This is a genomic window from Rhizobium bangladeshense (genome assembly GCF_017357245.1).
GTDB lineage: Bacteria > Pseudomonadota > Alphaproteobacteria > Rhizobiales > Rhizobiaceae > Rhizobium > Rhizobium bangladeshense.
The window spans coordinates 687,591-708,300 of sequence record NZ_CP071612.1 but is presented as its reverse complement, the minus strand read 5'-3'; the positions used below and the strand labels follow the sequence as shown (position 1 = coordinate 708,300).

The window sequence follows — 20,710 nt, the reverse complement described above, 5'->3', positions numbered from 1 at the left end:
GAGGGGCGAGGCCCGGAAATACCGGGCCTTCACCATCTATTTTCCGAGGTTCAATTTTCCAGGGAAATAGTGCTCATAGGCGAGTGCGAGATCGGCGGAGTTCATCAATTCGTAGTACACGACCCTCTCCACCCACTGCCGCTGACTGTCGAGCACCTTCTTCATGAATGCATCCGCTTCAAGCGTCGGGATGATCGCATCCCAGGCCTTCAGTTGCGCATCCAGGATTTCCTTTGGAGTGCGGTGCACGGTCACGCCATGTTCGGCCTGGAGTTTTTGAAGGTCGCTTGAATAGTTGTCCATCGCGGACGCTGTAATCGCCGTGCTTGCGGCCTCCACGCCATATTCCAGGATCGCCTGCAGATCGGCGGGAAGGTCGTCAAACACATCCTTGTTGAAGAGGAACTCGAAAGATTCGCTCGCTTGATGGTAGGACGACAGCATGTAGTTCTTGGCGACATCCTGCGAACCAAACCGTATGTCAGAGGAGGGATTGTTGAACTCGAAGGCGTCGATGACACCTCGCTCCATTGCCGGCACGATCTCGCCGCCCGGAAGTTGAGCGACGCTCATGCCCATATTCTGCATGAGATCGGCGGCGAGCCCGACCGTCCGATATTTGAGGCCGTTGATGTCGTTCACGGTCGCGACCGGGTTCTTGAACCAGCCGAACGGCTGCGCGGGCATCGGGAAGCCATAGAAGCCATAAATGTTCAGCCCCATGATGTCCTGGGTGAGTTCTCGGTAGAGATCCTTGCCGCCGCCTTGATGGAACCATCCAAGCATGGTGGTTGCGCTGCCGCCGAATACCGGCCCGGTACCGAAGAGGGAAGCTGCCTTGTGCTTTCCGTACCAATAGACGGGAACGGTGTGGGCTGCGTCGATCACGCCGTCGTTGACGCCGTCGAGCACCTGAAACGCGCCGACGACCGTACCGGCAGGCATTAGTTCGAACTTCAGGCGTCCGCCGGACATTCGTTCGACCCGTTCGACGTACAGGCGGGCAAAATCCATCCAGATGTCCGACGCTGGCCAGGATGTTTGCATTTTAATGACGGTGGGTGCCTGGGCCAGCACCGCCGGGGCGGCAAGAGCCCCAACTGCGGTTACTCCAACAAGCGTAGATGCTCCCAGCAACTCTCGACGCGATACTGCCTTTTTGCTCATTGTTCTTCCTCCCTGGATTGTTGTCGAATTCTCCCTAGTCTGCATAGTTGAAGAAGAAGACTTCCCAACCTTTTCGCGATCGGTATCGACAACTGATTGTTCTCATTTGTCTAATATACACACTTTTTGCAATTCTGACAGACGTTCAAGTGTTGTTGAGGACAGCCTGGGGCTGTGGTCCAACGGCCAGGGCAAAGTACCGCTACTCCGCGTTGTCCGGACTACCTCAGCTTAGAAAGTAAAAGCTGCTTTCGCCCGCCAACGATGAACTGGAGCCATGTGCTGAACTCGAACCATGTGCTCGTTCTTGATCGCCTTCGTCCCAAGTCGATTAAGCCGACGAGAGCCGACGTCCACACATGGCGCACAGATGTCGTCTCGTCAAACCAATGCTATGGCCTCTTTCGGGGAGCGGCAACAATTGCCTCTATGACCGAGAAGGCGGCGCGAAGCTGTCATGGCTGAGCTATGGTAAAGCAGTCGAAGAGATGCGAATTCGCGACCAGCAAAAAGTTTCGAACAACAGGGGCTAAAGGCGCGTCGGATGAATCGAATTTCATACGACGCTCTTTAGCGGCTTGCGTTGCAATCAGAACTGCGGCGGCGTCTGCCCCGCGGCGCGATGAGCGGCGATGACGGTGTTGGCCATCAGCATGGCGATGGTCATCGGCCCGACGCCGCCTGGAACCGGCGTGATGGTGCCGGAGACGGTGGAGACCTCGGCAAAGGCGACGTCGCCGACGAGCCGGGTCTTGCCCTCGCCCTTGTCGGGAGCCGGCACGCGGTTGATGCCGACATCGATCACCGTCGCGCCGGGCTTGACCCAATCAGCCCTGACCATCTCCGGCCGGCCGACGGCGGCCACCAGAATGTCGGCGTTGCGGCAGACCTCGGCGAGATTCTTGGTTCTCGAATGGGCGATCGTCACCGTCGCATTGGCGTTGAGCAGCAATTGCGCCATGGGCTTGCCGAACAGGTTGGAGCGGCCGATGACCACGGCGTTGAGGCCGGAGAGATCCTCGCCGTGGGTGCGGCGGACGAAGACCATGGCGCCGGCCGGCGTACAGGAGACCAGACCGGTCTTCAGATCGCCGGTGGCGAGCTTGCCGGCATTGACGACGCTCAGGCCGTCGACATCCTTTTCCGGCAGGATCGACTGGATGATCGGCTCGCTGTCGAGCGGCTTCGGCAAAGGCAATTGCACGAGGATGCCGTGGATCGAAGGATCGGCGTTGAGGGTGGCGACGAGGCTTGCCAGTTCCTCCTGTTTCGTCTCGACAGGCAGCGTGTGCTGGACGGACTTGAAACCGCATTCCTTGGCCATGCGGCTCTTGGAGCCCACATAGGCGTGGCTTGCCGGATCGTCGCCGACAATGATGACGGCAAGGCCGGTGGTGACGCCGCTCATCTTTTCCAGCGCCGCCGTCGCACTCTTGACCGTCTGAATTACGGATGCAGCTACGTTCTTGCCGTCGATTACTGTCGTCACGCGTCTCTCCGCCCTGTTTCGCGTCAATCTAGGGATAGTTGACGAGCGTCAAATGCCCGCTAACGCCCTATCCTGTCGGAAAGCGGCAAGGCAATATCAAACTTGCAAGGAAATGGATCGTCAACGCAGCGGCTGCCGCGTTTCCATTACATGAAACCTAAGCCGGTCCCGCAGGCCTGAGATCTCGGAGCGCAGCACTTCGATCTCATCGACCGCCGCCGGCACGGGCGACGGTGGCGGAGACGGGACGGACGGTGGCACGGGCATTTCCGATGCGGGAACAGCAACGGCTTTGCGCAAGGACAGCAGGAAAGCCAGGGCAAGACCAATTGCCAAGCCTGCGGCGGCTCCGGCCAGCGCGCGGCCGGTCAGACTATTCGTTGCCGATACGGTCGACGCCAGCGGCGGCTTCAGCACGGTCATATCACCACCGTCGGCTGCCCCCGATGCGGGCCCAGCGTCCTCCAGCCGCGAGCGCGCTGCACTCGCCTTCTCGCGTAGCTCGATCAACCGTGACAGATCGACGCCGGTATCGCGGCTCTGGGCGATCAGCGTGTTGCGACGGTCGTTCAGGCTCTTGCGCGCATCGACCGCAGCTTTGGCAGCGGCATTGGCGAGTTGGGTAAGCCGGGCAAGCTCCCTTCCCATGTTCTCCTTGAGACCCTCCGTTTCGGCCTGCTGCTGCAACAGGCGCGGATGGCGCGGGCCGAGCTCGGCCGAAAGCTGCGCAAGCGTCGTCCTTGCGACCGCATATTTGTCGCGCCAGTCCTGCAGCGCCGGCGAGAGCATATCGGAGGGGAGCGAGCCATCCAGCACGCCCGCAAGCTTCGCCGCCTTCAACCGGTCGGCTTGCGCCTTGGCGGCGAGAATGTTCTGGTCTGCCTCTTTCAGATCGGCGTCGAGCCGGTCGATCTGACGGCGAAGATCGATCGCGACCTTGACGTTGCCTTCGCCGCTCTTTGCCGTGAAGGCGGCAAGCTCCGCCTTCGCCTCGTCATAGGCCTTGCGTAGAGCGGCGTCGGTTTCAGCGCTCCGGCCGCGGCCGCTGCCTGCGGAAACCGCTTCGGCAAGCCGTGCGGCGATACGCATGGATTTGCCGCTGTCGCCGGTCGTCACCCTGACGAGGATCGTGCCGGCGACGGCATCGGGCACGATCTCGATCGCCTGTTTCAGCGTGGCCTCGGCGCGTGAGGCCGGATCGGCTGCAGCACCGGTGGCCGAGAGGAGATCGAACGCAACACCGAGAGCATTGGCACTGGAGCCGGCAAACTCCGGATCGCGATCAAGTTTCAGCGCAGCGACCGTCGAGGCCACCATGCGCCCCGATAGCAGCCCCTTCGCCGCAGCCTGCGTGAAGGCGGCGCGGCTTGCCGCATCCGTCTTTACCGCGAGCGTCGTCTCGGCCCGGTAGAGGGCCGGCGAGACCGGCATCGTCGACGACAGGCCCGCGCCGAGAATCGTCCCGGCAACCACCGTCATGACGAGGCCAAAGCGACCGGCGCGCCGACGCGGCGGTGCCGGTCGGGGCCCAGCAAGGTCTCCACGAATTGCGGTGAGCGGTTGAAGGGGAATTGCCGGTTCTTCGATCGCAGCGCTCGGCTCTGCATGACCGGCCGGCCCCGGCGCAAGAGGACTGCCGATGTCGTTGGCGGCCTGCAGGCGATTGCCAAGGATGGTTTCGATGCGGTCGACGAGCGGCGCCGGGCCGGCCGCTTTTGCGCGCTGCTCTTCCAGCGCGCGGCCGATGGCGCGCAAGAGTTCGGCCTCGGGCGAGGCGATATCTGCCCCCTTCGTCCGCGGTAGGCGATAGGCATCGTCAAAGTGACGCTGCCCCGCGGCTGCGCGATCCTGAAAGCTGCTTCTGGCCCTGATATCGTACATTTGCGCCACATCTCATGCACATGATGGCCGAGTTCGCTCATCCGCGCGCGTTGCAGATGATTAAGCGACACTAAACATTCATGGCAAAGAAATCGTTAACTGCGGCGGGCAAGAATTGCGATCCGATTTTAAATGTCGATCGCAGTGTCTGCGCGCCAGGAACGCGTGGGCGCCGCAGGCTCAGCTCGCCTTCTTGCGTTCGGCCGGCGGCTGCACGACGCTACGCTGCTCTTCCGGGTGGCTGAGAATTCTTTCGCGCCGGCGGAAGCGATAGCGCAGGACATGGAAGAGGAAGACCGGAATGCCGACGACGTAGCGCCGCCAGAGGCGCGCAGGCTCCTGTATCAGGCGATAGGCCCACTCCAGGCGCATCATCCGCACGGTCTTCGGCGCCCGCGGAACGGCGCCGGAGACGAAGTCGAAGAGAGCGCCGACGGTGAGCACCAGGCGCGCATGGTCGGCTCGAATATTGTCGTGAACCCATTTCTCCTGCAGCGGCGTCCCCATGCCGACGATCAGAATATCGAGCTTCTGGCGCTCGACTTCCTCGATGACATCCGTGGAATCGACCTTGTCGAAAAAGCCATCGGAAATAACGACAAATTCATGCCAGGGCGTGTGCTTGCGGAAATTTTCCGCCGCCGCATCGACGACCGAGCGCTTGCCGCCGATAAGGCCGATGCGGCGCGGGGCCTCCATGAAGGTGAGGAAAGCCGGCACGAAATCGGTGCCGTTCAGATTGGCGGGAAACGGCGCACCATGGGCAATCTGCGAGGCGATGTTAAGACCGATGCCATCCGGCAGCACCAGATTGTGCGACATGATCCGGTAATATTCATCGTCACCCAACGCCGTCAGCATGTTATGGGCGTTGACGAAGCAAACCACGGTCTGGCCGACAGGAATGGAGGCCAGCTCGTTGATAAAAACGAGGGCATCGTCCCAGCCGAGATCGCAGACCGGCAGATCGAAGATCGTCCGCCGCGACGCAAGCACCGCGAAGTTTGCAATCAAGTTCATTCCTACCTCCTGCCGAGGGTGCGTCATGCGCCCGACATCCCGGAAAACAAGCCCATATTCCGCACCCCGGAGGTCTTCGAAAGGACCGGTCGCGTCAGGCATGGAACGGCGTCGCCCCGATCACGGAAACGGCGCATGCCAAGCTGTGCCGCCTGATATAGCAGGATGGGTTCAAACAACCCTTAGGAAAATTCCTTAGATTTTTATGCTCGCATAAGTAGTTTGTTAACCAATACGGCCGAACGGGAAACGGCGCCCGAAGGCGCCGTTTGTGCATCTAAACCGCGTCGCGATCGTTCAGATTCGCTCTTCGCGCTTTAACCTTTGTTTTTTGGCAGGTGGTTATCGCAAAACCGCCGCACACGGTTGCGCACGTGCTCCATTGTTTCAATGGGCGGCTGGAGCCGGCGCACCCTCAGCGGGCGCGCCTTCGACGATCTTGACCGGGGCGCCGAGCTTCTTCGTCTCACCGGCAGCATTTTGCTTGATCTCCTGCTTGGAGAGATAGTCGAGCTGCTCCAGCATAACGTCGGCGACATACTCGCCACCGAGGCGCTCGTTCATGCCCTTCTTGATCTGCTCGCGGAAGGCTTTCGGGTCGAAGGATTTGATGCGAGTGAGGTCGATCATCTTGTTGCCGACGAGAAGGCTGAAAAGTTGGTCGGTCGTCATCTCGGTCAGCGGCAAGGTTACGCCCTTCAACATGTCCTTGTTCATCATGAAGGAGATACGGCCGAGGAAATAACCAGTGACCGCGCCGTCTGAGATAAACGGCACGGTGATCGTTTCACCCTTCACCAGTTCGAGCGCGCTCTGCTTGGAATCCGTTATCGCGGGTGCCGGCGCCGTCGCCAGGTACACCGAAAAATAGACCGAGGCCAAGGTGATGGCGCAAACCCAGATACCGGTGAGGACGAGCTTGACCATCAGTTTCCACGCGCGGCGAATTGTTCCTGGGAATAGGTGCCGTCGGCATCGGCGTCCTGAACCGCATTCTTCAGCAGGTCGGCAACGGCACGAACCGCTTCGAGATGTGCCTCGACGCGCCGGGCGTTAAGAACCAGCTTCTTTTTCAGGCCGTGCAGTTGATCAAGATGGGCAGCCGCAAGCTCGGCCGGATCTGTATCGCGGAAAAGCATCGACAGCTCGTAGAGGCAGCGGCTCTTGTGGGCGTTGGAGACCTTGAGATCGAACTGCGGGTCGTTGCCGATCCGGGTGTTCTCATTGTCGATGATCATCTCGAGACGTCCGAGAACGGATTTAATCCTGTATTCGTTCGAAACTATTTCCATTGTACCCTCGGTTATGCGTCGCTTAGAGCACGATGCCGAAAGTGTGCGCGGTTTTCGGCAATATCATGCTTAACTATTTAATTTAGAATAGGAATCAGATTTTAGGCCAACAGGTCCAACATCATCCTGTTCTATCGATCTTGGAATCGGCGGTCGGCGTGCCGAAGGTCTTGCGCTGGAAGTCATCGATCATGCTGAGCGCGGTATTGCGATCATCATTATCAGTCGAGGCATTGACGACCCTGCCTTCCTGGCGGCGCAGAAGTTCGCTGTACATCTGCTTGGCGATGCCGATGCCGTCGCCCTTGGCCATGGTGTTGCCGAGCTGTTCGGCCATCATGCCCTTCCAGATATCGCCGGTCGCGCCCTTGCCGTAGACCTCTTCACTTTCGCTCGGCAGCATCGACTTGACGAAATTCTGCAGCACCATCGCCTCGAACTTCCGGTAGCTTTCCGGAACCTCCTCGGTCTTGGTGCGATTCTGAACGTTCGCAAGGCCGCTCTTCTGGCCGATTTGATCGAGAACGTCGACCGTATTGGTGAAACCCTTGCCGTTCTCGGCGAGGCTCGTTGCGGCAAAGGCCGCGCGATTTGCCTTCAACTTTTCCTGGGCCGCCTGAACCTCCATGGGGTCGGCGGCTTTAACCACGTCCAGGACCAGATCACTGGGGGGCGAAATAGCCACGTTACAATCCTCTGAATTAAGATCGTAACGACTATGGTTTTTGAAGCTTGCTGGAGGCTGGTGTTGCGAATTGCTGATCGATCACATCGTAAACGGCATTGTCGTCTGCCTCTCGGCGCTCCGCATCGAGGGCCGCTTTCATGCCCTCTTCCAGCCGATCGGCCTTGGCCCGCTCACGCGTCAGCCGCATCTCGTGGATCTGCTGCATGCCGGTCAGTTGCTGATCCTTGATGCTGAGCCTGCCGAATCGATCGGCATAATTTTGCGAGAAAGCGTGGTGGACAGGGTCCATCGAGCCAAGCGCGACTATGACGTCATCCATCGCCGCATTGACCTCGATGCGCTGACGGCTTGTTTCGGCCAGGTCGTTCTCCGCCATCCTTTCGATATGCCGCTGTACCGACAGGAGACGCTTGAGCTTTTGGGAACGGCTCTTCTCGATCATGACAGCCTCATCGCCCGATATAGATCGAGCCGAAGGATTGGCCGAACTGGCTGACCATCGCCGCAATCGAGACGTAAATCAGGAAGAGGCCGCCCATCAGCAGATAGGGCGTGGAAATGAAATAGACCGGGATCTGCGGCGCCAGCTTGTTGATGAAGCCGATCGAGACGTTGAAGATCAGGCCGTAGATCAGGAAGGGGCTCGACAACCGCAGCATGATGTAGGTGGTCTGCTCCAGCGTGTCGGTAAAGGAGATCAGTGTCGCGCGCATCTGCACCAGGCCGCCGAAGGGCATTGTCGTGTAAGAATCGATCAGGGCGCGAAAGACGATGTGGTGGAAATCCATGATGAAGAGAATCATGATGCCGGCAAAGGTGATGAAGGCGGAAAGGCTGGTCTCGGGCGTGTCTTCGATGACATCGGCAGAACCCGGCTGGGTATAGCCGACCATCATGGCGAGGATCGTCGCGGCGAATTGCATGCCGAGCGTATAGATCCTGGCCAGCATGCCGTACATCACGCCGATCAGTGATTCGCTGAAAATCAGGCCGATATAGGTTCCGGTTCCGGTGTGGACGGCCGGATAAACAGTGTCCCAGAGCAGGGGCATGACCGCGATCGACAGGGCGACGGCAATAAAGACACGCATCTGCTCGGGCACGCGGGCCGAGGAAAAACCCGGAAGGGCCAGCACACAGCCGCCGATCCGGCAGAAAACCAGAAACAGCGCGAGAACCGTCCCTTGCGGGTCTGTTATCATGAAATCGAGCCCAAAATCTTTATCTCGATGCCCTTGGCCAATTCGACATGCGAGAGGACCGGCAATGTGGCGAACAGTCGTTCGATGATCATGCGCACATAGGAGCGTGTTTCCGGCGAGGTGACAAGTGCGAATGGCAGGCCGCGATCCATGAACTCACGGATAACTTTGCTGGCCTGTTCGCTGAACTCCTCCAGGCTGCGCGGATCGATATCGAATTCGATCACCTCGCCCTTGGCATCGCGCTTCAGCGCCTGGTGGAAGGCAAGATCCCATTTGCTGCCGAGCCTGAGCACGCGCAGTACGCCATTATCGGCGAGATCGCCGCAGAGCTGCTGGGCCATGCGGATGCGGACATGCTCGACGATCTGCTCGGTCTTGCGGACATGCGGAGCAAGCTCGGCCACAGCTTCAAGAATGAGATGCAGGTTGCGGATCGAAACGCGTTCGGCAAGCAGGAGCTTGAGCACCGCCTGCAGGCCCGAATAGGACATGTGCGACGAGCAGATCTCATCGGCAAGCTTCTTGTATTCCGGATCGAGGCGATCGATCAGCACCTTGACGTCCTTGTAGGAAAGAAGCTGCGGCAGGTTGTTGCGAATGACCTCGCTCATATGTGTGAGCACCACCGAGACATTGTCGATCGGCTGGAAGCCTTCGCGTTTCAGATCGTCGGCGAAGTTTTCGAGTATCGAGACGGCCGGCATGCCGAAAGCGGGTTCGCGAATTTCATCACCGGGAATGCTCGGGCGCCGGCCGGCGCCGGTGACGACGAGGACCTCGCCGACGCGCAGCAGATTGGAGGCGACCGTCGTGCCATGAATACGGATCTGATAGGACTTCTCGGGGATGCCGATATCGTCCGTCACCTTGATTTCCGGCACGACGAAGCCGTATTGCGTCGCGAACTTCTTGCGCATCTTGCCGACGCGGAAGGCGAGCTCCTGATGGGCGCCGAGCAGACGGGTGGAGACCATCTTGCCGAGCGCGAGCTCGATTTCGGAGGTGCGGAGCACCGACTTGACCGAATCCTTCTCCAGCTCCTTGCTCTGCACGACCTTCTTTTCCTCCTGTTCGCGGCGAAGCTTGTTTTCAGCCTCGACCTGACGCGGAATGAACCAGGCGCCAAAAGCGAGAAGACCGCCAAGCACCACGAAGGGGACAAACGGCAGGCCCGGCATCAAGGCCAGGACCAGCATCAGCACGGCCGAGACGGAAAGCGCGCGGGGATAACCGCTCAACTGGTTGACAACGGCCTGATCGGTGGAGCCGGTGGTGCCGCCGCGGGAAACGAGAAGGCCGGCTGCGAGCGAAACGATGAGGGCCGGCATTTGCGAGACGAGGCCGTCGCCAACCGAGAGCTTGACGAAGACGTCGGCCGCTTCGCCGATCGGCATGCCGTGGCGGAAATAGCCGATGATAATGCCGCCGAAGACGTTGATAGCTGTAATGATGAGGCCGGCAACGGCATCGCCGCGCACGAACTTCGACGCACCGTCCATCGCACCGAAGAAGGAGCTTTCCTCTTCGAGCTCCCGGCGCCGGCGCTGAGCCTCCTTCTCGTCGATGATGCCGGCCGAGAGATCGGCATCGATCGACATCTGCTTGCCGGGGATGGCATCCAAGGTAAATCGCGCGCCGACTTCGGCAATACGTGTCGCACCCTTGGTGATGACGATGAAATTGATGGTGATGAGAATGAGGAAGACGATCAGACCGATGACGAAGTCGCCGGACATGACGAGACTGGCGAAACCGGCAATGACGCCGCCGGCCGCATCGTGGCCCTCATTGCCGTGAGACAGGATGACGCGGGTCGTGGCGATGTTCAGCGCCAGCCGGGTCATCGTCGCGATCAGCAGGATGGTTGGGAAAGACGAGAAATCGAGCGGCTTCTGAATCCACAGCGCGACCATCAGGATCAGCACCGAAAAGGCGATCGAGAAGGCCAGTCCCATATCGATCAGGAACGGCGGGATCGGCAGGAAGAGAATGCAGATGATGACGACGATGCCGAGAGCAAAACCGACATCGCGCAGGCTCGGGGCGACTTTGGGAAGGGGGAGTGCAGGTGGTTGCGCCATAAGAGTTCCGTCTCTTCATGAGAGGTGGCGGATTTGAATCCGCCCTATTCGGAGCGACAGTTAAATGGCGAAGCTTGCGCGAAGGTGGCTCAGAAGCCGGACTGAATGCGCGAAAAGACCAGATTGGTGAAAATTGAGATCTGCGAGCCGATGAAAGGGGCAGTGATGCCGACCGTAACGAGCACGGCGACGATCTTCGGCACGAAGGTCAGCGTGGCCTCCTGCACCTGGGTCAAAGCCTGGATCAAGGCGATGACCAGACCCACCACCATCGCCGCTATGACGGCGGGACCGGCGGCAATCAGCACTGTCCAGATTGCGGCCTGGAAAAGATCCAATGCATCAGCTTCATTCATCCGAAGGCAACCTCATATCGCCTTGAAGCGGCCCTGTCATGACCGGGCCGCGATTGTTGGCATCAAACAGGCGCGGGGGCGCCCCTTCGCCATCAGGAGCTGCTGCTCGGAGCCTCGTCGGCGACAGTGATTCCCGCCTGCACGAGTATCTTACCGCCATCCTCGGTCGTCGCAATGATGCCGTCGGAATAAACCTTGACGGACTCGATGACACCTTTGACCGTGCCGTCGGCACTCTCCATATATTTGCCGACGTAGCTGCTGGCCTGGGTCAGGCTCGAGCTGGCAAGAAGCGTGTCCAGCTTGGTGTTGGTCTGGATCGTCTGCTCGACCTGCGAGAAGGTCGCAAGCTGAGCGACTTGCTCGCTGGCATCCATCGGATCGGTCGGATCCTGGTTCTTCATCTGCGCGATGAGCAGCTGAAGGAAGTTGTCGTAGTTCATCGTCGCCTTGCTCTGGGCCGAACTCGGAGAGTTCGTAGACGTCGAGTTGGTCACCTTCGACGTTGCGTCTACCGCCATGGCGCAATCTCCTTGCGAATCTGCTCGACCATCGTCGGCGGCAGTTCGTGGTTGTTGAGAATATTGTCTTCGATTGCGTAAAGGCCGCGGATGGCCTTCAATGCGTCGAAGGCGCGGCCGGTCGACACAAGCGCGTCGATCCGCTTCAGTTCGGCGAGGATCTCTTCATTCTTGAAGCAGGTGAGCAGCATGGTGATCGACTTGCGGAACATCGCCGTCGAGTGCTCCTTGCCCTCTGGATTGATGAGGATCATCTGCGCGATGAAATAGAGCTGGCGCAGTGGCGTCGTTGCGCCTTCCGGCTGGAGGACGTGGTTCTCAAGAAGGAACGTCACATCATTCAGGAATTCCAGCGCGACCTTGCGGTCGACACGCAGGACAGCGCCGTTGATGAAGATTCTCTCTCCGGCTTTCAGAGAAATGCGAAGTGTACTTTTCATTTAAGTCCATCCCTGATGATGGTGGTAACGTCGATGATGCCCTGGTAGTTATTCGACAGACGTTTTCTGATCCTGTCGCATTCCTTCAATATCCAGATCGCAATCGAGATGAGATTGGCCCTGAGCTGAATATCCAGCTGATTGTCCGGATGTTTCAGATCCTCGATGAAGCTGATCCACACCCGACGCGTGTAAAACAGGGCTTCAATGGCTTCCCGGCCGTATTTTTCATTGTCGCGCGCCAACGCCAGCAGTTCTATGGACCGGTCAAGAACCTGCCATTCCCGCTCTTTCGCGTCGGCCACCGAGTCCTGCATGACTTCGGCATATGAGAACTGATACATTCATGCATCCTTCTGTATATTGCGCGCCTTTGCTCATCAAAGGTAGTTCACGAGACTCAACTGCTGGATCTTCGAGACGATCGTGTAAGCGGTTTCAAGCTGCGTTTCCAAAGTCTTGACGAGGGTCGAGGCTTCGTATGGGTCGACGCCCTGAAGATCGACCAGTTTGTTCTTGATGATATTCGACTGGGCGTCGAGAGCGTCGTTGGACTTCTTGACGCGTTCCTGCGAGAGGCCGAGCTGGCTTGCCTGCGTTACGAGACCGCTTGTCGCCTTGGCCGTGTAGCTGATGGCCTGTTTGGACACCGTCGTCATTGCATCGGTGCTGAGGTTCTGGCCGAGCAGCGCGGTGGTCATGACCGAGGCGAGTGCGAAATAGCGCATGCCTTCTGAATTGGCGTTGGTCGAGGATTCGATCACTTCCGAATTGCTGATGCGGCTCGTCATGTTCTGGTTCGATGCCTGAGACCAGCCGGTCCCCGCGGCCGTCCAGTTTGCCTGGTTGAACATCGGCTCCACCTGCGTTGTGATGAAGGTCTCCATCTCTGCGCCGGTGAGTGCGCTGACCGCCTTCGGCGGGACGAGAGCGGCTGCATAGGTGTTCAGTGCCGTAACGATGGCGGCGCTCGTCGATGTCGTCTTGTCAGTCAGCGGCTGCACGTCGGTGTTGATGCCGGAGAACAGATATTCGCCGTTCACCATGGTGTTGGCCGTATCCATCATCGTAGACAGCGCGCTGGTCGCCGATTGAATGGCGACGGTGATGCTGCCGGGGTCACGGCTGCCCTGCAGCGCCGTCAGCTTCGAAACCAGGCCGTCGCCGACGTCCTTCATCTTGGAAAGGCCGAGCTGCGAGGATTCCATGCGCGCGCTGACAAGCGAATTGCTTGCTTTGATCGAGGCTATCCTGTCGGCCTCGCGGGTGAAATCCACGCTTCTGGCGGCGTTGCCACCGAGCGAGACACCGATATCGGCATAGACTCCCGTCGTTGCCTCCATCGTCGCCTTCGTCATCTGGTTCTGCGCCTGACGGATGGTCAGCCGCATCGCATTCTGAATGGCCGAACTTGAAATGAATGAGCTCTTCATGGCTTAACTCGCAATATCCAGCAATGACTTCAGCATTTCGTCGACGGCGTTCAGGATCTTGGTCGCCGCCTTGTAGGACTGCTCGATGTCGAGAAGCAGCGTCAGCTCCTCGTCGAGATTGACGCCCGTCTCATTGGAATAGGCTTCGTCGGAGCGCGACAGTGCCGCCGCGGTATTTTCCGCCGCCGTCGTGGCGTTGCTGCGATACTGCTCCAGCCAGCCGAGGGAATTCGTCGCATATTCCATGATGCTGACATTGGAATCGATGCCCGTCGTGGCGTCGAAGCCAACCGGCGCCCCCGCTGCCGGGTCGAAATCAATATCGGCGCTCATCGCCGTATAAAGGCGATCGAGTTCGGCCGTATAACCGCTGACGCCCGACGTGTTCAGAACGAGGCCGGTGGCGTTGACGCCGCCATCGCGCAGACGCATCGGGTCGCCGCCCTGCGAGGTGATCACGCGGCTGCTGACGGTGATGGTCGACGCCATGCCGGCAACCGCGGTGGCGCCGGTGTCGACCGTGCCGCCGCTCCAGGTGAAGAGGCCGGGCACATAGGCTGGGGGCGCTGTGGTGTTCTGCTCCTTGAAGAGCGAGACAAGGCCGCGGGCGATCTCATCGAGCTGTTTCTGGAAGTTGGGGGCGATCTCGTCGCGGATCTGGAGGAGCGATTGGAGGCTCCCCTGCCCCGTCGTCGTCGAGCCCTTGCCGAGCGGCAGTGCAACACCATCGATATAGACGGAATTGCCGACGGTTGTAGCGGTATAGACATCCTGGGACTTGAACGTCACCTTGCGCGGGATCGTCTCGAAGAGGATCGTACCGTCGGGCGTGCTCAGCACCATGTCGTTATTCTCGCGCGTCGTCGCGCTGACGCCGACGATCTGCGAAATCTGCTTCAGGACTTTTTCACGTTCATCGAGAGCGCCGGATGCATCCGTACCGGAAGCCGTGGCAGTCTTGACCGCATTGTTGGCCTTCTCGAACTGGCTGAGTAGAGTGTTCAGCGTATCGACGGCAGTGGCGATTTCCTTGTCGGCATTGGCGCGAACATTCTGAACCGACCGGGAGGCATTGTTCAGCGAGTTGGCGACGTCCTGGGCAGCGGTGATGGCGCCCTGTGCGGCGACCGTGCTGCCGGGAGTAGTGCGGAATGCTTGAAGCTTCTGCTGGAAAACACCGAGATAGGTGGACGGCGACGTTTCATAGTCGTTGCCGCCCATGATTGATTTCAAGTCCTCGAGGCCACCCAGCAGGGTCTGCTGGGCGCTGTCCTGAGAGGAGGTCTTCAGATACTGGCGCAGCAGGGCATCTTCCTGTGCGCGGTTGATCTGAACGACCTGCGCGCCGTTCAGGGACGTAGTGAGCATCGCCTGCCGGCGCACGTAATCTTTATTGCCGGCATTCGAGATATTGTTCGATACGACACTGCTTTGCGTGCCGGTATTGTTGAATATGCTCTGCGCGGTATTAAGTGCGGACGTGAGCGACATGGCTTAGCCGTTACCTTACTTATCTCTTGAGATTGACGAGTACGTCCATGATGTCGGAACCCGTCTGGAACACTTTCGAATTGGCGGTATAGCTGCGCTGCGATTCGATCATCTCGGTCAGTTCGCCGGCGAGGTCGACGTTCGAACCCTCGAGAGCGCCCGATTTGATCGTGCCGAGGCCGTTTGTTTGCGGGAAACCGGTGACGGTGACGCCGGACTGGCCGTTGGCGCTGTAGACGTTGCCGCTCATCAGCGTCAGCTTGTCGGGGCTCGCGACGTTGGCGAGCGGAACGCGGTAGAGCGGCTTGGTGCTGCCGTCCTCATATTTGGCATAGACGATGCCGTCGCCGTCGATCGTGACGTCTTTCACCGGGCTTGCTGCCTGGCCATTCGGCGTGCCGGTGCCGGCAAAGTCGGCGCCGAGTTGGGTAAAGCCGGAGAGATCCATGTTAATCGTCAGACCGGTTACGGGATCGACGATCGGAATGGCGCCGGAAGAAATCATCTTGCCGTTGGCGTCGAAGGTGAGTGAGCCGTTGCCAACGTCACCGCCGGCAGTAGTGTAGGGGAACGACGTCGTTCCGCCCACCGCCGCATCGGCATTGCGATAAATCGAAACTTCCCAGGTGCTGGCAACCCCCGGAGGCGCCGGCGGCGGAGTGGTCACAGCGGTCTTGGTGAAGTAAAAGTCATACATCACCTTGTTGCCGAGGCGGTCGTAGGCGACCATGGAAAACTTTTTGGTGTCGGTGGTCGTCGTGGCGGCGTTGGCGCTCGGCAGCGTTGCTGGAGCGACAGGAGCCACCTTCGCGTTGGAATCGAGGTTGCCCTTGAAGTAGCCAGCCGTTGAGGCAATGGCCGTCAGACCTTCCTGGTTTACGTTGACGGGTACCAGGCCGTCGAAACCGTTGACGACGACGGCGGGGGCGCCCGAGTCGTAGGAATAGCCCATCAGCTGAAAGCCGGCTGAGTTGACAAGGTTGCCTTCATCGTCCTTCTGGAAGTCGCCGGCGCGGGTCAGCACCGGCGTACCGTCCGGCCCCTGGACGATGAAGAAGCCGTCACCCGAGATTGCGAGGTCGGTGCTCGAGGTAGTGTAGGAAATGTCGCCCTGGTCGGAGACGGCCTGGCGCACGGAAGTCTGAACGCCGCCGGAATTATAATTGCCGCCCGAGGAGGGCAGAACCAGAGTCGAGAAGCTCGTCGACACGGCCTTGTAGCCGGTGGTGTTCACGTTGGCGATGTTGTCGGCGACGGTGCTGAGGCGGTTCGCCTGCGCGTTCATGCCCGACACTGCCGTCTTCATGCTGCCGAAAATGCTCATCTGAAAACCTCGTTTTACCTGTTAAACTCGAGAGTATTTGTCGGGCCTTGCGTGAAGCTGTCTGTAATGGCGAGCAGCGAGGCCAATATCGAGGTTCAGCCGGGCGCCGCCACCCGGCCGGAAAAATCAGGCCCAATCAATGCAGTAGCCAAGGAAGCGCTTGGAATCGACCGGGTCGACGCCGAGCTTCTTGCGCAGCTTCTTGCGCAGCTTCGAGATGTGGCTTTCGACGACGTTCTCCTCGACCTCTTCATCGAAGATGCCGTAGATGGCGTTGAAGATCTGGGTCTTGGTGACACGGCGACCGCGGTTGGCGATCAGATATTCGAGGATGCGGCGTTCGCGCCGGGGAAGCGCAAAGACCTCGCCGTTAATCTCCGGGTCACGGCCATCCGAGAAGACGCGGATCCCGCCGATATCGGTATAGTTGGCGATCGCCTTCAGCCGGCGCCGGATCGCAGCCGCCCTTGCGAGGATTTCGCGGGGATGGACCGGTTTGCGCACGACGTCGTCGACGCCGCAATCGAAAAGCGCGAGCGTGTTTTCAAGCGAGGGCTGATCGCTGACCGCGATCACGGGCGCCATCGAGCGATCTCGGATCGCCCGGGGCAGCTCGAAGCTGCGCTGGCCCTGACCGATCAGGAACGCCTCTACCGCCGCAATATCCGAATCGGCGGCGGTCTGCACCCACTCGCCGAATTCCGATGGATCAAAGCCGGTGGAGGGAATGCCCTCCCGGCCAAACAAGGATGTGTATCCGTCTTTCACGAGCTCACGCTCATCAACCACTACGATCATTCGTCCGCCTCCGAATCAGTGTGGCACTTCGATGATCTATGGGTACGAATCGCGCGAATCGGCGACAACTCGTTAAAGTGAATGGCGGAAATTAATAATTGATTAAGACCTGCGTGGCGATTTGATCTATATGTAGTGGCCACCCGCGGATATCCACACAAAAGTTTCGTGGAAAAGTTAACGCTTGGTTAAATGTGACTTGCGCATCGATTTAGCGCCGGATTCCTGCCACATTACGACACAGTTTCGTCATAATTTGACACTTCTATTTTTAGTTGAATTAATTTTGGCAGAAGTTACTCGCATTAGGAGTCCATTTGCCGTAGCCGGTGGCCACCAAATTGGCGATGACGCGGCAGACATACTGCTTCTGTGCGGGGTTGTTATTCGGCCCGGCGTGGTATCTTGCTACCGCCATCGTCCACGTCTCATGGCGATCATGCAGGTTGCGGAGAAACTTCGCAGCATACTCGACGTTGCGATGCGGATCGAACATATCTTCGGCCGAGGCGAAATTCTCGCCGTGATAATAGTGATTGATCTGCATGCATCCGATGTCGATGAGCTTCGCCCCGCCTCTGCGGGCGACATCGAACTGCCTCATTGCGTCCTCTTCCGAGGGCGGAAAAATGGCCTTGCCTTCGACGTTCATGGCATAGGGATAGAGTGAACCCTTGCGGCCGGTCTCTGTCAGGCCGACCGAATAGAGGATACCTACCGGGATGCCGTATTTGGCGGCAGCCGACTGGATTTCTTGTTCGCAGGCACCGGTGGAAGCGGCCGCCTCAGAGGTAAACGCCGCCAGAGCCGCTGCTGCGAGCACCGCCAGCAGAGACGCCTTCAATACCGTTCTCGCCTGCGCCATTGAAGCCTCCATCCGTCCGCTGCGCCGTCTGATTGTGGCGCTCGCGCGCCTCGCCACCCTGCCCTTGCTGGGCGAGCGACTGCTGCTGGGAGGCCTGCCCCTGGCTGCCGGGCTGGTTTCCGGCGTCGGCACGCTCGACGGGAGCCATGCTGATCGTGACGTTGTCGACCGCATAGCCCTGGCTGCGCAGCGCTTCGAGAATCTTGCCGTGGTCTTCCTTCAGCTGCCGATAGGCTGCGCCGGTTTCGACCTTGAGGTCGACGTTCAGGGCATCGCCGGCCAGGCGCATGGTCGCCGTCACCAGGCCAAGATCGATCGGGTTCATCTGGATCTTCAGTGTGTTGACCACCTTGCCGGTGCTCGTCCATTCCGCCGCGTTGGAGAGCGCTGAACTCGGCTCCATGGCACGCGCCCATTCGGAATCACCGGCGAGAGCCGCGGTGACCGCTGCGGAATTCGTATTCTGCGCCAGGCCGATATAGCGGCGCGACTCGAGGACAGAGATGTTTTCGACATCGGTCTTCTTCGAACCGTCCTTCGGTCCGGCCTGCTCGGCGCCCAGGTGAACGTCCATCGACACGCCGCGGCCATCGGCGCGGCTGATCCGGAACGTCCTGCCGTCGGTGGCTTCGGTGTTCTCCGCACCGGGAACCCTGATGTCATCGGCCTTGATGCTTTCGGCGCTGCCGTTGACGACCGTCAGGGCGTCAGATGCGTGGCCGGTCGTTTTGGCGTCAATGCCCGCGGTCTGCTTGTCGGCATGTCCGGCCTCGGCGGCCTTGATGGAGGCTTGATGAGCGGCTGCCGCGGCCGGCAAAGTGACCGTCCCGTCGGCAGGCTCCTGCTTCAGCAGGCCGAGCACATCGGAAATGCCGCCGTCATCGTCCTCACTGTCCGTAGCCTTATCTGTTTGCGAGATCTCTGTCTTGCCGTGCTTGACGCCCTTGGCCGATCGCGCGGCCTCGTCGGCGGACTGATCTTCGGCATCGAGCTTGCCGACGCCAGCCGGCAATTCGAGCCCATCCTTTGCATGCTTCGCGGCCGCCCTTTCGCCATTGGCGATCGTTTCCGGCTGCACGTCGGCCTGTGCCTTCAGCGCAGCGTCGCTGAGATCGATCAATGGTTTGGCGCCGCTGCGGCTACGGAGCGTCCGCGCCACCTTCCCTGCATCGCCGTCGGCGACACTCTGATCCGGCTGTGCATTATCGGGTGCGTCGTCGGCGGTGCTGCCGCTTGCCTTGGCCAGCACATCGGAGAAGTCTCCCTTCTGACCGGCGGCGTCACCCTTTCCAGCCTTAGCGGATTTCGCCGCCGCAGCCGCCTCCGCACCAGAGGCTCCGCCCGAGACGCTCAAATCCATCATTGTTCGTTGCCTTCCTGCGCCAGAAGACCATCGATCTCGTCGAGCTTGGATCGGCTGGTCGTCACAAATGCGTTGAATGAGGAGTCGGTATCCTGGCTCTGGCCAGTCGATGCCACACCTCCCGGAACAGGCTCGGGAGGCGCGCCTGGCGTCCCCGGTTGCATGGCTATCGCCGCAGCCTTTTCAGAAGTGATTTCTTGATGAGAAGTGTTAGGATTGGATGCTTGCGTCAAGCTTGCCGGATCCGGGGCGCGCAGGATCTGCTCGGCAACCGAGCGCGCCGCCGCCTGCAGCGCCTGATCCCGCGGCGAAAGCATCTTGCCGTCGATGCCGCTGACATTCTTCGCCGCCTGGTCGATATCGTCTGTCGGAAGCCCGGCCATGCCGCCATAAAAATCCGCAAGCGGGCCGAAGGGATTGTCGGTGCCCGCGCCAAGCAACTGCACACGCTCGACCGCCATGCGCGCCAACTCGGACTTGCCCGCTATCGCGGCGGCGCGGGCGATGCGCAGATAGACCTCGCGCTGGCGCGGGGCATCCATGAAGGACAGTATATCGACGACATCCTGCGGTTTCACGTCGTGATCATGGGCGACGACAAGCTTGACGAAAAGATCGGCGAACTGACTGGCATAAGGGGAATGCAGGAAGCGCCTGACATAACGCTGAGAATAGGCCAGCGCTTTGTCGAGCATCCCCTTGTCGACGCAGATGGCGAGGGAACGGCGCAAGGCCGCCTCCTCGACGATCGTGCCCGGCGCGGCAAGACGCGCCTGATCGTAAAGACCCAACGCATCTGTCGGTTTCGTGGCGATCAGCACATTGCCGCCGATCAGCGCCAGGTATGGGCCGATTTTCTTGTCGCGATATTCCCTGGCGGTTTCCTCCAGCGTCTTGGCGACGAGCAGCCCCTTGCCGGTCAGATATTTGCGCAGCACATCGGTGACGCGGTTGTCGAAATAGCCGTTGACGTCATGGGCGATCAGATATTCGAGCGTCTGGGGATTGCCGCCGCTCATCGTGTAGATCAGCGCCGCATCGACATTGCGGTCGTCATCGAAAATCCTTGTATCGGCCGTGCGCAGCCGCTCGTCGATGGTGCCGAGCATGAAGCGCTGCATTTCGCCGGCCGAATGATCGCCGGCGACAACGGAATCCTGCACGAACTGCAGTGACCGCAGCATCTTGTACGGCGCAAGATCGTCCGGATCCTGCGCATTGCCTGCGGCAGGCGAAAACATCGCCAGGCCAAGGGCCATGAATCCGACGTAGCGATGCTGCCGACGCGCCATCCGA

Annotated in this window: 21 protein-coding genes; all 21 read right to left on the bottom strand. The window is 59.8% G+C overall.

Going from position 1 to position 20,710, the window contains the following annotated elements; genetic code table 11:
- Nucleotides 1-36: 36 nt before the first annotated feature.
- Nucleotides 37-1,167, bottom strand: a complete 1,131-nt coding sequence (locus J2J98_RS03455; protein WP_064709894.1) for a TRAP transporter substrate-binding protein — start codon at nt 1,165-1,167, stop codon at nt 37-39.
- A gap of 589 nt (nt 1,168-1,756) precedes the next feature.
- On the bottom strand, nt 1,757-2,656 hold the full coding sequence (gene folD, locus J2J98_RS03450) for a bifunctional methylenetetrahydrofolate dehydrogenase/methenyltetrahydrofolate cyclohydrolase FolD (protein ID WP_207602341.1): 900 nt from the start codon (nt 2,654-2,656) through the stop codon (nt 1,757-1,759).
- Between the two features lie 120 nt (nt 2,657-2,776).
- On the bottom strand, nt 2,777-4,537 hold the full coding sequence (locus tag J2J98_RS03445) for a GumC domain-containing protein (protein ID WP_207602340.1): 1,761 nt from the start codon (nt 4,535-4,537) through the stop codon (nt 2,777-2,779).
- Nucleotides 4,538-4,717: 180 nt separating this feature from the next.
- Nucleotides 4,718-5,557, bottom strand: coding sequence for a WecB/TagA/CpsF family glycosyltransferase (locus tag J2J98_RS03440; protein WP_064710789.1), 840 nt, complete (start codon nt 5,555-5,557; stop codon nt 4,718-4,720).
- Between the two features lie 387 nt (nt 5,558-5,944).
- On the bottom strand, nt 5,945-6,484 hold the full coding sequence (locus J2J98_RS03435) for a hypothetical protein (RefSeq protein ID WP_207602339.1): 540 nt from the start codon (nt 6,482-6,484) through the stop codon (nt 5,945-5,947).
- Entirely contained in the window at nt 6,484-6,849 is a 366-nt protein-coding gene (locus J2J98_RS03430; RefSeq protein ID WP_003556590.1) for a hypothetical protein, read from the bottom strand. The genes J2J98_RS03435 and J2J98_RS03430 overlap by 1 nt, the downstream gene beginning before the upstream one ends.
- A gap of 121 nt (nt 6,850-6,970) precedes the next feature.
- On the bottom strand, nt 6,971-7,534 hold the full coding sequence (locus J2J98_RS03425; protein WP_138395539.1) for a rod-binding protein: 564 nt from the start codon (nt 7,532-7,534) through the stop codon (nt 6,971-6,973).
- 31 nt (nt 7,535-7,565) lie between these two features.
- Nucleotides 7,566-7,979: a hypothetical protein gene (locus J2J98_RS03420; RefSeq protein WP_064710786.1), complete on the bottom strand. Its 414-nt coding sequence runs from the start codon at nt 7,977-7,979 to the stop codon at nt 7,566-7,568.
- 7 nt (nt 7,980-7,986) lie between these two features.
- Nucleotides 7,987-8,739, bottom strand: coding sequence for a flagellar biosynthetic protein FliR (fliR, locus tag J2J98_RS03415; protein WP_138395538.1), 753 nt, complete (start codon nt 8,737-8,739; stop codon nt 7,987-7,989).
- Nucleotides 8,736-10,823, bottom strand: a complete 2,088-nt coding sequence (gene flhA, locus J2J98_RS03410; RefSeq protein WP_138395537.1) for a flagellar biosynthesis protein FlhA — start codon at nt 10,821-10,823, stop codon at nt 8,736-8,738. Before flhA ends, fliR begins: the two co-directional genes overlap by 4 nt.
- Nucleotides 10,824-10,912: 89 nt before the next feature.
- Entirely contained in the window at nt 10,913-11,179 is a 267-nt protein-coding gene (fliQ, locus tag J2J98_RS03405; protein WP_064709885.1) for a flagellar biosynthesis protein FliQ, read from the bottom strand.
- A gap of 92 nt (nt 11,180-11,271) precedes the next feature.
- Nucleotides 11,272-11,700, bottom strand: a complete 429-nt coding sequence (flgD, locus tag J2J98_RS03400; RefSeq protein WP_207602338.1) for a flagellar hook assembly protein FlgD — start codon at nt 11,698-11,700, stop codon at nt 11,272-11,274.
- The gene (gene flbT / locus J2J98_RS03395) at nt 11,691-12,140 is read right to left on the bottom strand and encodes a flagellar biosynthesis repressor FlbT (protein ID WP_138395535.1); all 450 of its coding nucleotides are present in this window, start codon (nt 12,138-12,140) and stop codon (nt 11,691-11,693) included. The genes flgD and flbT overlap by 10 nt, the downstream gene beginning before the upstream one ends.
- On the bottom strand, nt 12,137-12,484 hold the full coding sequence (gene flaF / locus J2J98_RS03390) for a flagellar biosynthesis regulator FlaF (RefSeq protein ID WP_064709883.1): 348 nt from the start codon (nt 12,482-12,484) through the stop codon (nt 12,137-12,139). Before flaF ends, flbT begins: the two co-directional genes overlap by 4 nt.
- Before the next feature lie 36 nt (nt 12,485-12,520).
- Nucleotides 12,521-13,573: a flagellar hook-associated family protein gene (locus J2J98_RS03385; RefSeq protein WP_138395534.1), complete on the bottom strand. Its 1,053-nt coding sequence runs from the start codon at nt 13,571-13,573 to the stop codon at nt 12,521-12,523.
- 3 nt (nt 13,574-13,576) lie between these two features.
- Nucleotides 13,577-15,064, bottom strand: coding sequence for a flagellar hook-associated protein FlgK (gene flgK, locus J2J98_RS03380; protein WP_064709881.1), 1,488 nt, complete (start codon nt 15,062-15,064; stop codon nt 13,577-13,579).
- Between the two features lie 19 nt (nt 15,065-15,083).
- Nucleotides 15,084-16,388, bottom strand: a complete 1,305-nt coding sequence (locus tag J2J98_RS03375; protein WP_138395533.1) for a flagellar hook protein FlgE — start codon at nt 16,386-16,388, stop codon at nt 15,084-15,086.
- A 126-nt stretch (nt 16,389-16,514) separates the two neighbouring features.
- The gene (gene rem / locus J2J98_RS03370; RefSeq protein ID WP_064709879.1) at nt 16,515-17,186 is read right to left on the bottom strand and encodes a transcriptional activator Rem; all 672 of its coding nucleotides are present in this window, start codon (nt 17,184-17,186) and stop codon (nt 16,515-16,517) included.
- Nucleotides 17,187-17,466: 280 nt separating this feature from the next.
- A complete protein-coding gene (locus J2J98_RS03365) occupies nt 17,467-18,051 on the bottom strand; it encodes a lytic transglycosylase domain-containing protein (protein ID WP_064709945.1) in 585 nt (194 codons plus the stop codon).
- Entirely contained in the window at nt 17,972-19,414 is a 1,443-nt protein-coding gene (gene fliK, locus J2J98_RS03360; protein WP_207602337.1) for a flagellar hook-length control protein FliK, read from the bottom strand. The genes J2J98_RS03365 and fliK overlap by 80 nt, the downstream gene beginning before the upstream one ends.
- Nucleotides 19,411-20,706, bottom strand: coding sequence for a chemotaxis protein MotC (motC, locus tag J2J98_RS03355; protein WP_064709877.1), 1,296 nt, complete (start codon nt 20,704-20,706; stop codon nt 19,411-19,413). Before motC ends, fliK begins: the two co-directional genes overlap by 4 nt.
- Between the last annotated feature and the right edge of the window lie 4 nt (nt 20,707-20,710).

Excerpts from the sequence above, each read along its gene's own strand:
- J2J98_RS03455 (WP_064709894.1), bottom strand. The coding sequence starts at position 1,167 with ATGAGCAAAAAGGCAGTATCGCGTCGAGAGTTGCTGGGAGCATCTACG.
- J2J98_RS03445 (WP_207602340.1), bottom strand. The coding sequence starts at position 4,537 with ATGTACGATATCAGGGCCAGAAGCAGCTTTCAGGATCGCGCAGCCGCG.
- J2J98_RS03440 (WP_064710789.1), bottom strand. The coding sequence starts at position 5,557 with ATGAACTTGATTGCAAACTTCGCGGTGCTTGCGTCGCGGCGGACGATC.
- J2J98_RS03435 (WP_207602339.1), bottom strand. The coding sequence starts at position 6,484 with ATGGTCAAGCTCGTCCTCACCGGTATCTGGGTTTGCGCCATCACCTTG.
- J2J98_RS03430 (WP_003556590.1), bottom strand. The coding sequence starts at position 6,849 with ATGGAAATAGTTTCGAACGAATACAGGATTAAATCCGTTCTCGGACGT.
- J2J98_RS03420 (WP_064710786.1), bottom strand. The coding sequence starts at position 7,979 with ATGATCGAGAAGAGCCGTTCCCAAAAGCTCAAGCGTCTCCTGTCGGTA.
- fliR (WP_138395538.1), bottom strand. The coding sequence starts at position 8,739 with ATGATAACAGACCCGCAAGGGACGGTTCTCGCGCTGTTTCTGGTTTTC.
- flhA (WP_138395537.1), bottom strand. The coding sequence starts at position 10,823 with ATGGCGCAACCACCTGCACTCCCCCTTCCCAAAGTCGCCCCGAGCCTG.
- fliQ (WP_064709885.1), bottom strand. The coding sequence starts at position 11,179 with ATGAATGAAGCTGATGCATTGGATCTTTTCCAGGCCGCAATCTGGACA.
- flgD (WP_207602338.1), bottom strand. The coding sequence starts at position 11,700 with ATGGCGGTAGACGCAACGTCGAAGGTGACCAACTCGACGTCTACGAAC.
- flbT (WP_138395535.1), bottom strand. The coding sequence starts at position 12,140 with ATGAAAAGTACACTTCGCATTTCTCTGAAAGCCGGAGAGAGAATCTTC.
- flaF (WP_064709883.1), bottom strand. The coding sequence starts at position 12,484 with ATGTATCAGTTCTCATATGCCGAAGTCATGCAGGACTCGGTGGCCGAC.
- J2J98_RS03385 (WP_138395534.1), bottom strand. The coding sequence starts at position 13,573 with ATGAAGAGCTCATTCATTTCAAGTTCGGCCATTCAGAATGCGATGCGG.
- flgK (WP_064709881.1), bottom strand. The coding sequence starts at position 15,064 with ATGTCGCTCACGTCCGCACTTAATACCGCGCAGAGCATATTCAACAAT.
- J2J98_RS03375 (WP_138395533.1), bottom strand. The coding sequence starts at position 16,388 with ATGAGCATTTTCGGCAGCATGAAGACGGCAGTGTCGGGCATGAACGCG.
- rem (WP_064709879.1), bottom strand. The coding sequence starts at position 17,186 with ATGATCGTAGTGGTTGATGAGCGTGAGCTCGTGAAAGACGGATACACA.
- J2J98_RS03365 (WP_064709945.1), bottom strand. The coding sequence starts at position 18,051 with ATGGCGCAGGCGAGAACGGTATTGAAGGCGTCTCTGCTGGCGGTGCTC.
- fliK (WP_207602337.1), bottom strand. The coding sequence starts at position 19,414 with ATGATGGATTTGAGCGTCTCGGGCGGAGCCTCTGGTGCGGAGGCGGCT.
- motC (WP_064709877.1), bottom strand. The coding sequence starts at position 20,706 with ATGGCGCGTCGGCAGCATCGCTACGTCGGATTCATGGCCCTTGGCCTG.